This is a genomic window from Nitrospirillum amazonense, assembly GCF_029594735.1.
Classification (GTDB): Bacteria; Pseudomonadota; Alphaproteobacteria; order Azospirillales; family Azospirillaceae; genus Nitrospirillum; species Nitrospirillum amazonense.
Genome location: NZ_JARPAF010000004.1, coordinates 1646975 through 1661271, shown reverse-complemented (window position 1 = coordinate 1661271; position 14297 = coordinate 1646975). Strand labels below are relative to the sequence as shown.

The 14297-nt window shown below is 68.7% G+C and carries 13 protein-coding genes; 5 read left to right on the top strand and 8 right to left on the bottom strand.

Annotation, left to right across the window (positions count from 1 at the left end; genetic code table 11):
- The 3 genes from P5F91_RS28000 to P5F91_RS27990 form a co-directional block, all read right to left on the bottom strand.
- Entirely contained in the window at nt 1–1266 is a 1266-nt protein-coding gene (locus P5F91_RS28000) for a 3-phosphoshikimate 1-carboxyvinyltransferase (RefSeq protein ID WP_145608992.1), read from the bottom strand.
- 144 nt (nt 1267–1410) lie between these two features.
- Complete coding sequence (locus tag P5F91_RS27995) at nt 1411–2703, bottom strand: adenylosuccinate synthase (RefSeq protein WP_145608993.1); 1293 nt, start codon at nt 2701–2703, stop codon at nt 1411–1413.
- Between the two features lie 84 nt (nt 2704–2787).
- A complete protein-coding gene (locus P5F91_RS27990) occupies nt 2788–3939 on the bottom strand; it encodes an ATP phosphoribosyltransferase regulatory subunit (protein ID WP_145608994.1) in 1152 nt (383 codons plus the stop codon).
- Nucleotides 3940–4173: 234 nt separating this feature from the next.
- Here P5F91_RS27990 and P5F91_RS27985 point away from each other — a divergent pair, with 234 nt between their 5' ends.
- Nucleotides 4174–4440, top strand: coding sequence for a ribbon-helix-helix domain-containing protein (locus tag P5F91_RS27985; RefSeq protein WP_088872782.1), 267 nt, complete (start codon nt 4174–4176; stop codon nt 4438–4440).
- A gap of 7 nt (nt 4441–4447) precedes the next feature.
- A complete protein-coding gene (locus P5F91_RS27980) occupies nt 4448–4873 on the top strand; it encodes a putative toxin-antitoxin system toxin component, PIN family (protein WP_145608995.1) in 426 nt (141 codons plus the stop codon).
- Nucleotides 4874–4901: 28 nt separating this feature from the next.
- Here the strand turns inward: P5F91_RS27980 and P5F91_RS27975 are convergent, their stop codons facing one another.
- The 4 genes from P5F91_RS27975 to P5F91_RS27960 all read right to left on the bottom strand — a co-directional run bounded on the left by P5F91_RS27975 (nt 4902) and on the right by P5F91_RS27960 (nt 9930).
- The gene (locus P5F91_RS27975; protein ID WP_145609107.1) at nt 4902–6323 is read right to left on the bottom strand and encodes a homospermidine synthase; all 1422 of its coding nucleotides are present in this window, start codon (nt 6321–6323) and stop codon (nt 4902–4904) included.
- A gap of 116 nt (nt 6324–6439) precedes the next feature.
- Nucleotides 6440–7795 carry a type III PLP-dependent enzyme gene (locus tag P5F91_RS27970; protein WP_277908877.1) on the bottom strand — a complete coding sequence of 452 codons (1356 nt, stop codon included), beginning with the start codon at nt 7793–7795 and terminating at the stop codon, nt 6440–6442.
- Nucleotides 7796–8328: 533 nt separating this feature from the next.
- On the bottom strand, nt 8329–9348 hold the full coding sequence (locus P5F91_RS27965; RefSeq protein ID WP_277908875.1) for an MraY family glycosyltransferase: 1020 nt from the start codon (nt 9346–9348) through the stop codon (nt 8329–8331).
- Between the two features lie 75 nt (nt 9349–9423).
- Entirely contained in the window at nt 9424–9930 is a 507-nt protein-coding gene (locus P5F91_RS27960; protein ID WP_145608998.1) for a lipocalin-like domain-containing protein, read from the bottom strand.
- 106 nt (nt 9931–10036) lie between these two features.
- Between P5F91_RS27960 and P5F91_RS27955 the strand changes: the two genes are divergently transcribed.
- Nucleotides 10037–10606: a CGNR zinc finger domain-containing protein gene (locus tag P5F91_RS27955; RefSeq protein WP_145608999.1), complete on the top strand. Its 570-nt coding sequence runs from the start codon at nt 10037–10039 to the stop codon at nt 10604–10606.
- 46 nt (nt 10607–10652) lie between these two features.
- On the opposite strand, the gene P5F91_RS27950 is transcribed toward P5F91_RS27955, so the two are convergent.
- Nucleotides 10653–12530, bottom strand: a complete 1878-nt coding sequence (locus tag P5F91_RS27950) for a PHA/PHB synthase family protein (RefSeq protein WP_145609108.1) — start codon at nt 12528–12530, stop codon at nt 10653–10655.
- A gap of 352 nt (nt 12531–12882) precedes the next feature.
- Between P5F91_RS27950 and P5F91_RS27945 the strand changes: the two genes are divergently transcribed.
- Entirely contained in the window at nt 12883–13116 is a 234-nt protein-coding gene (locus P5F91_RS27945; protein ID WP_145609000.1) for a hypothetical protein, read from the top strand.
- Between the two features lie 370 nt (nt 13117–13486).
- On the top strand, nt 13487–14128 hold the full coding sequence (locus P5F91_RS27940) for a hypothetical protein (RefSeq protein WP_186454551.1): 642 nt from the start codon (nt 13487–13489) through the stop codon (nt 14126–14128).
- The last annotated feature ends 169 nt before the right edge of the window (nt 14129–14297 follow it).

The window sequence follows — 14297 nt, the reverse complement described above, 5'->3', positions numbered from 1 at the left end:
TCAGGCCTCGTCCCGAAGCTCCACGCCCAGGCTGGCCAACGCCTTCCAGTAACCCGGATAGGTCTTGGCGACGCAGCCGGGGTCCAGGATGGTGATGTCGCGGATCTTCAGGCCCGCCAGGGCGAAGCTCATGGCGATGCGGTGGTCGGCGTAGGTCTCGACGCGGGTGGGCAGGCTCTGGCCCGCCAGGCCGGGGTCGCTGGCCACAGCCAAGTCGTCGCCCTCCTCGACCGCCAGGCCAGGGCGGATGCGCGACAGTTCCGTCGCCAATGCCGCCACGCGGTCGCATTCCTTCACCCGCAGGTTGGCGATGCCGGTGAAGCGCACGGGCGTGGTGTTGAAGGCCGCCAGCACGGCCAGGGTGGGGATGGCGTCCTGCATCTGCGACCCGTCGATGACGGCCGGCAGGTGCGGAAACAGGCGAATGAAATCGTAGGCGCGAGCGTCCGGCTGGGTGAAGGCGTCGGCCGGGGTGCCCAGGTCGATGGCGCCACTGGTCAGGGCCTCGGCCGCCCACAGATAGGTCGCGGCGGAGGCGTCCGGCTCCACCGCGAAGTCGGCGGCCTGGTAGCCGGTGGCGGCGACGGTCCAGACGGTGTCGCTGGGGTGGGTGACCCGGGCGCCGAAGGCGGCCATGGCGGCGGTGGTGAGATCGACATAGCCCTTGGCGCCGATGTCGGCACCGGTCAGCACCACGTCGGTGGGCTGGGACCCCAAGGCACCCATCATGAGCAGGGCAGAAACATATTGGCTGGACAGCCCGCCATCGATCTCCACCCGGCCGCCAGCGAATCCGCCAGCATGGCCGCGCACAGTTACGGGCGGGCAGCCCGTGGGGGCGTCAATATCCACGCCCAGGGTCTTGAGGGCTGCCACCAGCGGGGCGATGGGGCGCTTGCGCATGTGCGCGTCGCCGTCCACCACCACGGTGCCGTCCACCGCCGCCGCCACGGCGGCCGTCAGGAAACGGGTGGCGGTGCCGGCGTTGCCCAGGAACAGCGGCTGGGCTGGGGCCTTCAACGCGCCGGTGCCATGGACGACGAAGGTGGTGTCATCGGGCTCATCAACACCCACGCCCATGTCGCGCAGGGCCTGGGCCATGTAGCGGGTGTCGTCGCTTTTCAGGGCGCCCGTCAGCCGGCTGGTGCCAACCGCCAGGCCGGCCAGCAGCAGGGCGCGGTTGGTGATGGACTTGGACCCCGGCGGCGCCACCCGGCCCTTCAGCGGACCCTGCGGCGGGATGATGGTTGTCGCGCCCGTACCCATTTTTTCCTTGTTCCTCAAGCGCCGGCGCGGCCATCCGGCCGCTTGGCTATCCTCGCTTTCCAGTCCGCTACGCTCCCCGGAAAGCTCCGGCGCCCGCCGTCGCGGGCTACCGGCGGCGTGACCGCCACGCCGCCGGGCTTATCCTCACCCCTGGAACGGATCCCGCATCAGGATGGTGTCGTCGCGCTCGGGGCTGGTGGACAGCAGGGTCACCGGGGCCTCGATCAGCTCCTCGATGCGGCGGATGTACTTGATGGCCGTGGCCGGCAGCTCGGCCCAGGACCGGGCGCCGTAGGTGCTTTCGGTCCAGCCCTGGAAGGTCTCGTAGATGGGCTCCACCTCGGCCTGGGCCGACTGGCCGGCGGGCAGGTGGTGGATGACCTCACCCTTGTAGCGATAGCCGGTGCAGACCTTCAGTTCCTCGATGCCGTCCAGCACGTCCAGCTTGGTCAGGGCGATGCCGTCGATGCCGCCGACCTTCACCGCCTGGCGCACCAGCACGGCATCGAACCAGCCGCAGCGGCGCTTGCGGCCGGTGACCACGCCAAATTCCTTGCCCTTGGCGCCGATCAGCTCACCGATGTCGTCGAACAGCTCGGTGGGGAAGGGGCCGGAACCGACGCGGGTGGTGTAGGCCTTGGTGATGCCCAGCACGTGGCCGACGGCGCCGGGGCCCATGCCGCTGCCGGCGGCGGCGTTGCCCGACACGGTGTTGGATGAGGTCACGAAGGGATAGGTGCCGTGGTCCACGTCCAGCATGGCGCCCTGGGCGCCCTCGAACAGGATGCGCTTGCCCTGGGCGCGGGCCTCCTCCAGGCGCTGCCAGACGACGGCGCTGTAGGGCAGGATGCGCGGGGCGATCTCGCGCAGCTGGGCCAGCAGCTCGGCCCGGTCGATCTCGGGCGCGTTCAGGCCGCGCAGCAGGGCGTTGTGGTGGAACAGCAGCTGGTCGACCTTGTGCTCCAGCACGGCCTCGTCGGCCAGGTCGCACAGGCGGATGGCGCGGCGGGCCACCTTGTCCTCATAGGCCGGGCCGATGCCGCGGCCGGTGGTGCCGATCTTGCCGGCGCCGCGCGCCTCCTCGCGGGCCTTGTCCACCGCGCTGTGCAGCGGCAGAATCAGGGTGGCGTTCTCGGCCACGATCAGGCTTTCCGGGGTGATCTGCACGCCTTGGGCTGCGATGTTCTCGATCTCGCGCAGCAGGGCCCAGGGATCGACCACCACGCCGTTGCCGATGACCGACAGCTTGCCCGGGCGAACGACGCCGGAGGGCAGCAGCGACAGCTTGTAGGTGACGCCGTTGATGACCAGCGTGTGGCCGGCGTTGTGGCCGCCCTGGAAACGGACGATGACGTCGGCGCGGCTGGACAGCCAGTCGACGATCTTGCCCTTGCCTTCGTCACCCCACTGCGAGCCGACGACCGCGACATTGGCCATGATGCTTCTCCCTCTAAAACGGCGCTCAATAGCAGGCGCGGGGCGGCGATGCGGCACCCGCAGGATTTCCAAACAGGTGGACGCTCAGACCTCGACGGTCCAGCCGTCCCGCAACAGGTGGCTGCAGCCCAGGCGCTTGGCCTCGGCCGGCTCATCGTCCAGCGGCTCCAGCGCCGCCACCGTGTCCCAGCCCTTCTCACGCAGGCGCTGGGCCTGGGCCGCCGGGGTGCCATGGGGCAGCAACAGGCGGCGGGCCGGCGCCGGCCCGGGCACGGACTCAATGACCGTGTCGGTGAACAGGGTGAAGCCGGTGGCCGGTTCCCCCGCCAGGGTGCGATAGCGGCCGCCGCGCCCAATCTCTCCGCGCACGCCACGGGCGAAAATGGTGAAGCTGACGCCGGTCTGGTATTCGAACCCGCGCTGTTCCACGGGGTCGATCGTGATCTGGACGTGCGGGGCGGCGCTGACGATCAGGTTCACCACGGTGGCCAGGCGCTGGCGTTCCGGCTCCGCCTCCGCCGGCAGTTCGACGGCGGCCAGCGCTTCCACGGCGGCGGGGGCGTTGCCGCAGCAGGCCATCACGCGGCCCAGCAGCTCGGCGGCGGCTCCGCCGATGGCGGCCAAGCCGGCGGCGTCGCGGTGGTCCAGGGCCTCGCGCGCGGCGCGCTGGGTGGCCTCATCCAGGTCCAGGGAGCGGAACAGCGCCGGCACCAGGGTGGGCACCGTCAGGTCCACGGTCAGGCCCTCGGCGCCCAGGTTGGTCAGGGCTTCCGTGGCCAGCAGCACGATCTCGGCATCAGCCTCGGCGCGCAGGCTGCCGATCAGCTCCACGCCCACCTGGCCGAACTGGCGCTCATGGCGCAGCTGCGACCCCTTCACGCGCAGCACCTGGCCGGCATAGGACAGGCGCAGGGGGCGGGGGGCGTTGGCCAGACGGGTCTGGGCGATGCGGGCCACCTGCAGCGTCATGTCGGCGCGCAGGCCCATCATGCGCTGGGACACCGGGTCCATCAGGCGGAAGGTCTGGTGCGCCAGCTTGGCGCCGGGCCCGGCCAGCAGGCCCTCCTCGAACTCGATCAGCGGCGGCTTGACCCGGTCGTACCCATGGCGGCCGAAGTCCGCCATCAGCTGTTCCACGATGCGGGCCTCGTGCTGGGCGGCGGGCGGCAGAAGATCGCGCAAGCCGGCCGGCAGCAGGGCCTTGGCCGCAATGGCCTCGTCGGCGCTGTCAGTCATAATGCAGAAGGGTCCCGGGCGTCGTAAGGGCGACAGTGCCCGTTACGGGTCTTTAATCGCTGGCCGCCCGGCACGCAATTGTTTAAGCCCCGCGCCCGCTGGGGAGGGGGCATGCGGGGCCAACCTCACCGTGTGCCTGGCCTTTAGGGAGCACAAGAAACTGAGGCGAAGCCTCTCGTATTCTGCGGGTAAGCGCTTATACTCTTATATGCTTATCCGCCTATAGGCTGCGCCATGTCCGACACCTCTTCTGAAACAACGCGCTGGAGCGTTTCGGTTTCTAAAAAGACCGATATCGCCGTTCGCACTTTCCTGGCCCAACGTGGCATGAAGAAAGGCGATCTCTCCAAGTTCATTGAGGAGGCGGTCAAGTGGCGGGTGTTCGAGCAGACCATGGCGGAGGCACGTGGCGGGTTCGATGACATGTCGCCAGACGATCTGGATGATCTCCTGAACGAAGCCGTCGCCGCGACGCGGCAAGATCGCACGCCCAAAGCCTGACTGACCGGTGCGCGTCGTCGTTGATACCAACGTCCTGATCAGCGCGCTGCTGGCAAAAGCCTCACTGCCGGCCCGCTTGGTGACCCTTTGGCGAGAGGGGAGCTTCAGCCTGCTTGTCTCGACGCCCCAGTTGGACGAGTTGATGCGTGTCACCCGCTACCCGAAGATACGGGCGCGTCTGCCGCCGGCCATAGCGGGTCAGTTGATCAATGACATGCGTGAGATTGCGGAGATTGTGGAGCCTTTGCCGACAGTCTCCGCCTCACCCGATCCCTTTGACAATTACCTGCTGGCCACCGCATTGGCAGGTGACGCGGATTTCCTGATTACCGGCGATAAACAGGATTTGCTGAGCCTGCGGCGGTTCGAGGGCACTAAAATTCTGACTGTTCGTGACTTTCTGACCTTATTCGGATTGATGCCGCCAACTTAAGGCCAAGAAGGGCGGGGGCTTTGCCCCTTCAAACCACCCGCACATTCTTGAACTGCCAGGCGTCCTCGCGGTCCAGATCCTCGGGGAACAGGGCTTCGCGGCCGTCCAGGGGGGTCCAGTCGGTGTAGACGCCGACCACGGGCCCCAGGTAGGGCGTGGCGATCTCCATGACCCGCTCAAACGAGACCTCGTCGGCCTCGACGGGGCCCTGGGTGGGGTTCTCCAGGGCCCAGACCATGCCGCCCAGGACGGTGGCGCAGACCTGCAGGCTGGTGGCGTTGTTGTAGGGCACCAGCTCGCGCGCCTCCGCCACGGTCAGCTGCGAGCCGTACCAGTAGGCACCTTTCTCGTGGCCGCACAGCAGCACGCCAAGCTCATCGATGCCGTCGACGATCTCGGTCATCAGCAGGCGCTGCCGCTCCTGCTGCACATAGCCCTTGCCCACGAACTCGTGGATCGAGGTGATGGCGTCGTCGCAGGGGTGATAGGCGTAGTGGCAGGTCGGGCGATAGGCCACGCTGCCGTCCTCGTTCCGCGCCGTGAAATAGTCGGCGATGGAAATGGCCTCGTTATGGGTGACCAGGAAGCCGTGGAAGGGGCCTTCCATCGGCGTCCAGGTGCGCACCTTGGTGCTGATGCCCGGGCGGTTCAGGAAGATGGCCGCCTGGCTGCCGAAGTCGTGGCGCTGGCCGTCGGCGGGGAAGTGGCGCTCATGCGTGCCCCAGCCCAGCTCCGCCGGCTGGCAGCCTTCGCTGACGAAGCCGTCGATAGACCAGGTGTTGACGAACTCGCCCCGCTCGCGCGGGCGGTCGGCCACCTGGGTGTCGCGCTCGGCCACGTGCACGGTCTTGATGCCCAGGCGCTGGGCAAGGCGGGCCCAGCCGTCGCGTGTGGTGGGCACGGCCACGTCCAGGCCGTTGTCCTCGGCGATGTTCAGCAGCGCCTGCTTCATGAAGTGCGACACCAGCCCCGGGTTGGCGCCGTGGGTCAGCACGGCGGTGGGGCCGCCGGGGTAGCGGGTCTTCAGCTCCAGCGCCGCTTCGCGCAGGGCGTAGTTGCTGCGCAGCGACGGCGACAGGCTGGGGTCGGTATAGCCGCCCACCCAGGGTTCGATGCAGGTGTCGAGGTAGAAGGCGCCGGCCTCCTGGCACAGTTCCACCAGCGCCAGGGAGGAGACGTCGACCGACAGGTTCAGGACGAAGTCGCCCTTGCGCAGCAGCGGCACCAGGATGTCGCGGTGGTTGTCGCGGGTCAGGGGGCGGATCTGGAAATCCACCTGGTAGTGGGCCGCCTCGTCCCGGCCGCGCGCGTCGGCCGTGATGATGGTGATGCGGTCGGCGGTGATGTCCAGGTGCCGCAGCACCAGGGGAAGCACGCCTTGGCCGATACTGCCGAAACCGATGATATAAAGTCGCCCGGGGATGGCGGCATGTTTCACGGAATGGGACATCATAAACTCTCCGGGCTTTACCAACGGTTGACCGACCGTCTGTTGCTGTCGCGAATTCGCCGGCGTTCCTTCACGGGCGCCGGCCCCTCTGTTGAATTAAGAGCGCCGTGTTTGCCTCAAGCGATGCGGCGACGCAATATGCCGTATCGCGAATTCCGCCGAACCGGGGCGGAGACCAGGCCTGCGGTCGCCACCAGCGGGGCGTCGCGGACCTCCACCAGGCGGGCCTGGTCGAAGCCGTTGAAGGCCGTGCGCAAGGCGGCGCCGTAGGCGCCCAGCTGACCGATCTCGATCCAGTCGCCCTCGCGGATGTCCGCGGGCAGCAGGAAGGGACCGCGCATATAGTCGGCGCTGTCGCAGGTGGGACCCCAGAAGCTGAACTCCTGCAGCGCCTCGGCCTGCGTCGGGCGAATCAGGCGCACGGGAAACCGCATGCCCAAGGCGCCGGCGTCGGCCAGGCTGCCGTACGCGCCGTCATTGATGAAAAGCTCCGAACCACGGCGGCGTTCCACCTGGACGACGACCGAGGCGCCGGTGGCGACCAGGGCGCGGCCCGGCTCGCACCACACCTGCACGTTCGGCGCCAGATCCATGGCCACCAGGCCGTCGCGGATGGCGGCCATATAGTCGGCCAGCGGGGGCGGGTTCATGTCGGGGTAGCGGGCGGGGAACCCGCCCCCCACGTCCACCACGTCGATGGCGACGCCGGCGGCCTTCACCACGGCGTCGGCAATGGCCAGCGCGCGGGTGTAGGCCTGCGGGTCCATGCACTGGGAACCGACGTGGAAGCAGACGCCCACGCGCATGGCCAGCGGCCGGGCGGCGCGCAGCAGGGCCACCGCCTCGTCGAAGGCGGCGCCGAACTTGGCCGACAGGTCGTAGGCGGCCTGGCCCTTGGGCATGCCCAGCCGAATCATCAGGCCCAGGTCCGCCGCCACGGGGTCGAGGCGGGCGTCCACGCCATCGGCACCGGGCACACCCTCGGCGACCACGTCGACGATCTTGGCCAGTTCATCGGCCGAATCGAGCGAGAAGTCGCGCACCGACTGCTCGAAATAGGCGGACCGGATGGCGGCGCGGTTCTTCACCGGGTGCATGTAGTGCACGGCGGCCGACGGATACATCTGGCGGGCCAGGCGGATCTCGGCGGGGGAGGCGCAGTCGAAATGGCGCAGGCCGCCTTCGGTCAGGGCGCGCAGCATGGTGGGGTCGGGGTTGCACTTCACCGCGTACATGACGGTGCCGCGCTCGCCGTCGCCCAGCGCCTGCTCCACCGCGTCATGGAAGGCGGCGATGAACTCGCGCGCGTTGGCGGCCACCTGACGCGGACGCAGGCAGTGCATCGGCTCCGCCGGCGCCAGGCTGGCGACCAGGCTGTCCACGGTGGGGGCGGGCGCCGTAACGGCGGAGGGACGGGACTGCGCGCGCACGCGGCGCAGGGGGGAAACGGCGGAACGGAAACGATAGGCCATAGCAATACCCCTGTCCGGCTCGGTCGTCGCCCTCAGGCGTACGGGGAGCCGGCTTCATTCGGCTGAACCAGGGACCGCGCGGGGAAACGGGCATGGCGGTGGCGCCAGGGGCCGTTCAACGTCAGCGATCGGTGGGAAGGGGAATGATCTGGTCTAGCGCCGTGATTGCCGGGCCATCGGGTCGATCCGTCGACCTTAAGACCTCAAAGCGTCAACAGACGCGTCAGGACCAGAAGGGGCTTACCGCTTCACCGCCCGTTTTGTGGTGGAAAGCATGATGTTGGTTCCCTCTCAAGGCCCGGCCCAGTCACTTCGGCCGGATCTGCTTAAAAAGGACGCCTAACGTCGTTGCTTAACCATCCAAGGGTTCGGGCCATGTTCGATGACCGGAACCCAGGGGCCAGTGGCACGTGCGGGTGCGTCGCGAACTCTGTATTTAGGCGATTTGTCGCCCCAAGCAAACTTAAATTTTTGAAGGTGCGCTTCCCGCTCATCGCAAGGCTGGATAAGGAACCTGTTCCGCAGGGCCGGACTCAGGTGGCGCCGCCGTCCGCCTGGCCTTTGGACGCCGTCTTGGCCTGGGCCATCCAGGCCAGCAGGGCCACGACGGTGATGGGCGCCATCACCACCCAGCTGGGGTCGGTGAACGACAGGATCGCGCTGGCGGCCAGGGCGGCATTGGCGGCCAGGATCGCCAGGGCCACCAGGTCGTGCCGGCCCAGGCGGCGCACGGCCTGCTGGTAGAAGTGCTGGCGGTGGGCCCGCCACACCGGTTCCCGCCGCCACAGGCGCTTGGCCAGGGTCAGGGTGGCGTCGCTGAGATAGTATAGCGGCAGGATCAGGGCCGGCAGCCACAGGCCGTCGCCTGCCGCGCGCAGCAGCAGCCAGCCGGACAGGAAGCCCAGGGGCACGCTGCCGACGTCACCCAGGAAGACGCGGGCAGGGTGCCAGTTCCAGGCGATGAAGCCCAGCGCCACGCCGGCCAGGGCCAGGGCGTAGGAACTCATGAACCCCATCAGTCCGGCGGCGAAGTAGGCGGCGGCCAGGCCTAAGCCCAGGCACAGGGTTTCCACCGCGCTGATGCCGTCGATGCCGTCCATGAAATTGAACAGGTTGACGAACCACACCCAGGCCAGGCCGGCCACGAAGCGGTCCAGCCAATGCGGCAGCCAGCCCTGGAACACCAGGGCCTCCGACGGCAGGGCCGACAGGCCCACGGCCACGGCCAGCACCTGGGCCAGCAGGCGCCAGCCGGGCGGCACGTCGCCCAGATCGTCAGCCCAGGAAATGACAGCCAGGGCCAGCGCGGCGGCAATGGTGGGCCACAGCGTGTCCATATCCCCCGCCACCAGGCCGGTGACGGCCCAGGCGCCCAGCAGGGCCGGCACGACCCCCAGCCCGCCGCCGCGCGGCGTGGGCAGGGTGTGGCTGGAGCGCTCGTTGGGCTGATCCATGACTTGGCGCCGTTTCAGCCACCAGGTGGCCGCCCCCACCAGGCCAAGCGCCAGCAGGAAGGGCAGGAACAGGCAGAGGAAGGGGGTCAGGATGGACATGGGCCCCTCTTGTAAGCGACTCGGGGTGGCTTCACAAGGCCGGGCGCGGTCGACGTCCCGTGATGCGGCCAGGGGTCACGGCGCCTTGCGCCACACTGAATAGGCCACGGTGCCGTCGCCCGAGGCGCTGGCCGGCACGCCATAGCTCAGCAGCCCGCCGTCGTAGGTGTAGTCGCGCACCTGCCGCTTGCCCTCCCAATTGGGGAATGACGCCGCCTGCACGTCGAACACCAGCTGGTGATGCGCCCGGTCGATCTGGACGGTGCCGAAGTGGGTGCTGGAGCCCAGGACGGCCTGCCGATACTCCTCCGCCGTGCCCTGGGTCTTCACGCCGCTGGCGAAGGCGGGCCGGCCCACCCGGAAGATCTGCATGTTGTAGCGGCCGGCCGAGTCGACGGTCAGCAGGCCCAGCGGGTGCTCGCCATAGTTGGTCGTCCGGCTGCCGTCGGCATGGATCTCATACGCCGCGTCCATCACCCAGGTGCCCTCCAGCGAAATCAGGTCGGTGGCGCGGGCGGCGGTGGATGCGCCGAGGACGGCCAGCATGGCCAGGGCGGACAGCCCCTTGTTGAAACGCGTCATCGCTTTCCCTCCCTCTCGTGTAACCGGTTCATCGGGTTTCAATGACGTGATGGTTGCCCCCAATCTTGAAACCTGTCAATACGGTTACATGAGACAGAACGACCTTATGGCAGAGGAGCGTGACGGCTTCCGCTTCCGGGGCGGCTGCCCCGCCATCGATCTGCCGGCCACCTTGCAGGCGCGGCTGAAGCCCGCACCGCGCGAACTGCTGGCGGTGCCGGAGGACGTGCGGCGCTGGATGGTGGCGGCTGGCCTGACCGACACGGCACCGCCGGCGGACGAGGGGGATTTGGCGCTGGCCCGGCGCCTGCGCGAGGCCATTTACGATCTGGCCGTCCATCGGCATGGCGGCAGCGGCCCACCCAACGGCAGCGTCGATTCGGCGCTGGATGTCCTGAATCAGGTGGCCGCCCTGCCGGCGGCGACACCTGCCCTCTCCCAGTCTGGGAACGTGCGCCTCTCGGGCCCCATGACGGCCTTCATCGCCACGGTGGCGCGCGACGCGGTGCACCTGTTCGGCAGCGGGGCACCCATCCGGCAATGCCAATCGCCTGCCTGTACCCTGTTCTTCGTCGACACCTCCCGTGCCGGCGACCGCCGCTGGTGCTCCATGAAAGGCTGCGGCACCAAGGCCAAGGTGGCGGAGTTCCGCCGGCGCAAGCGCGAGGGGGCTTGATAAAGGCAATCGGGCCGGGGACTGGTCGCCCCCGGCCCGCTCACGCTTACTCCACCACCCGCACCTTCACATAACTGCCGGGGGCGTCCTCGATGGGCTTCAGCTTGCCGTCGCCCGGCGTGCGGGCCGGCACCTGCGGGCCGGCGTATTGCTTCAGCCAGTCGGCGTAGACGGGCCACCAGCTGCCTGGTACCTGGGTGGTGCCTGCCAGCCAGTCGTCGGGCGAGGCCGGCAGCGCGTCGTTCAGGAAGTGGCTGTACTTGTTGGCCGCCGGCGGGTTGACCACGCCGGCGATATGGCCGGAGGCCGCCAGCACGAACTTCACCGGCCCGCCATAAAGCTGGGTGGCGGCGTAGGTGCTTTTCCACGGCGCGATGTGGTCCTCGCGGGTGGACAGCATGAAGGTGGGCGTCTTGATGGTGCGCAGGTCGATGGGCACGCCCTTCAGGGTGATGCCGCCCGGCCGGACCAGCAGGTTCTTCTGGTACATGTTGCGCAGGTAGAAGCTGTGCATGGCCGGCGGCATGCGGGTGCTGTCGGAATTCCAATACAGCAGGTCGAAGGGGAAGGGGTCCTTGCCCAGCAGGTAGTTGTTGACCACGAAGGACCAGATCAGGTCGTTCGAGCGCAGCATGTTGAAGGTGGTGGCCATGGACTGGCCATCCAGGTAGCCCCGGCTTTTCATGCGGGACTCCAGCGCGCCCAGCTGCTCCTCGTCGATGAACACCGACAGTTCGCCCACGTCGGTGAAATCGGTCAGGGTCACCAGGTACATGGCGCTCTTGATGCGCGCGTCCTTCTTGGCCGCCATATAGGCCAGCGTGCCCGACAGCAGGGTGCCGCCGATGCAATAGCCGATGGCGTTCACGCCCTCCTCGCCGGTGGCGTCCTTGATGGCGTCCAGGGCGGCCAGCGGCCCCTCGACCATGTAGTCCTCGAAATCCTTGGCGGCCAGCTTCTCATTGGGATTGACCCAGGAGATGACGAAGACGGTGTGGCCCTGCTCCGTCAGCCAGCGGATGAGCGAATTGGCCGGCTTCAGGTCCAGGATGTAGAATTTGTTGATCCAGGGCGGGATGATCAGCAGCGGCGTCTTGTGCACCGTCTCCGTCAGCGGCGCGTACTGGATCAGCTGCATCAGCTCGTTCTGGAAGACCACCTTGCCCGGGGTGACGGCGATGTTGCGCCCCACCTCGAACGCCGCGTAGTCGGTCATGGAGATGGCCAGCTGGCCCCGTCCGCGTTCCAGATCGCTCAGCAGGTTCTCCAGGCCCTTCAGAAGGTTGTCGCCGCCCGTCTCCAGCGTGACGCGCAGCACCTCGGGATTGGTCAGGGGGAAGTTGCTGGGCGACAGCGCGTCCACGAACTGGCGGGTGAAGAAATCCACCTTCTTGGCGGTCTTGCCCTCCAGCCCCTCTACCCCGCGCACGGCGGTCTGCACGTACTTGGCGGTCAGCAGGTAGGACTGCTTGATGAAGTCGAAGACGGCGCTCTCCTCCCAGGACTTGTCCTTGAAGCGCTTGTCCTCCTTGGCCGGGCTGATGACGGGCTCCGCCTCCTCCCCCATCAGGCGTTGGGCCGTGCGCTGCCAAAGGGCCAGATAGTCCTGCCACAGGCCCAGTTGCGCCTCGATCAGGCGGTTGGGGTCGGCCATCAGCCGGGCCGTCATCTCCATGAAGGCGCCGCCCAGGTTGAACGGATCCAGGTTGGACAGGTTGGCCGGCAGGCTGCTGAAGGGTGCGGCGATGGACATGGGGTCGGCGGCGGCGGTGCCGTCGGCCGGCGTCTGCGCCTGGCGGGCCACGAAATCGGCCACCAGCCGCTGCGCCTGCTCCGCGATGCGGTTCATGGCCAGCGTCATTTCCACCGGGTCGGGCAGACGGACCTCGCCATTGGACCCATCCTTGGCGGTATCCTTGGCCACCGGCTTGGCCGCCGCCTTGGGGGCCTCGGCAGCAGATGCTTCGGTCTTGGGTACCTCGGCCTTCGGCGCCGGGGCCGGCATGAAGGGGGGCGGCTTCGGCGCGTCCAGCGCGGCGGCGGCCGGCATCACCACGCTGGGTGGCAAGGGGGCGGCCTTGCGGCGCGGGGCCTTGGCGGCCACGGCCGGGGCGGCAGCGGCCTTGGCCGGCTTCCCGGCCCCCCGGGCCGCTCCTGGGGCGGCCTTGGCCTTCTCCGCCGTCACACCGGCAACGGGCACGGGCGCCAACGGTTCCCGCGTCAGGTTCTTATGTGCCTTCAGGTGCGGTGCGCCCGGCACCGGCGGAGCGATGGGGGTGGCGCGCACCACTTTCGGCCTTGGCGCGGCGGCGGTCTTCGCGGGCGCCTTGGGCGCCGGGGCGGCTTTGGCTGTGGCGGATTTCCCCGCCGTAGCCTTCGCAGGGGCAGCCTTCACCGGCGCGGCCTTGGGGGCGGGCTGGGGCGAGGTCCCACGTGCCTGGGCCTTGGGCGCTGCGGTCTTCGCGGCGGGCGCCGTCTTCACGGCGGCTTTCGCGGCGGCCTTCGGCTGAGTCGGGGCGGGGGGGACGGTTTCGGGGGCAGTTTTGGAAACACGCGGGGACCGGGTACGCTTGGGCGGGGTATCGGCCATGCTTTCTTGTTCCTTCGCCTCGATTACCAGGGGAGCTTACCAAGGGGCTATTCTGATGAAGCGGCACCCGCGCGAGGTGTTCCGCGCGGGTCCGGCGGGGGCGCCCGCCCGCTGCCCGGCCGTTCCGCCGCCGTAAGAAGGCTGGGTTACGGCAGGTCACGGCGCTTGCGGCCCGTGGGGATTTCATACACGATCCGGCCATGATTTTCACCGACGCTGACGCACGGCCCACGGGTGCAAGCACCCAGGAAGGTCACCCAAACCGTTCCCGCCCCGCCCTTGGCGCGTCCATGGATGCTGCCGCGGGTGCCTCTGGCGTGCGGGTGCTGGTCGGTCGCGGCCTGCTGGCGTTGGTCCTGGCGGGCGCCGGGTTGAGCCTAGCGGGATGCGCTGGCCAGCTGGTGCCCCAGGCCTTGTTCCATGATGGCCCCGAGGATCCGGAGCCCATGGCCAATGACGCCAGCAGCAAGGCCCTGCTGCTGGGTGAGCGGCCCGTGCGCCGCGTGGGGCCGCCGCCCGATGTGTGGCCCAACCTGGCCTCCGTGCCGGAACGACCCAAGGACGTGCCCGATCCCGCCACCCGGCAAAAGGACATGGACGCCCTGCTGGCGGACCGGACGGCGGCGGGCTCCATCGCCACGGACCTGAACAAGTACCAGGCCTCCCCCGACCAGCAGTCCGTGCAGCGCGCCACCTCGTCAAACGCGCTGTTCGGCGGATCGTCCGCCGGCGGCCAGGCCGCGCCCAGCCAAAGCAAGATGCCGGTGGTGCCCAGCGCGCCGCCCGCCGTGCCGGGCCGCGTGCCCGATGCCATCCCCGCCGCCCCCGTTGCCGCCCCCGCCACCGCCCCCGCCCGTGCCGCCACCGGCGCCGCGGCTAGTCAGGCTGGTGCCCCCGCCGCCAACGGCACCAGCCAGACCCCCCAGAACTAATCCGGCATATCCCGGGCCCATGTGGTCCGTGGGCAGGATTGGGGCGGAAAATTAGCTGGGTGCGGGCGTTCTTGTAAGCAAATGTCTTGAAACGGGATGCCCGCCCTGTGGAAATTGCTGTCGCCCGGCTTCGGCCGGGACGATACAAACCCATCGGCCACCATGCCTC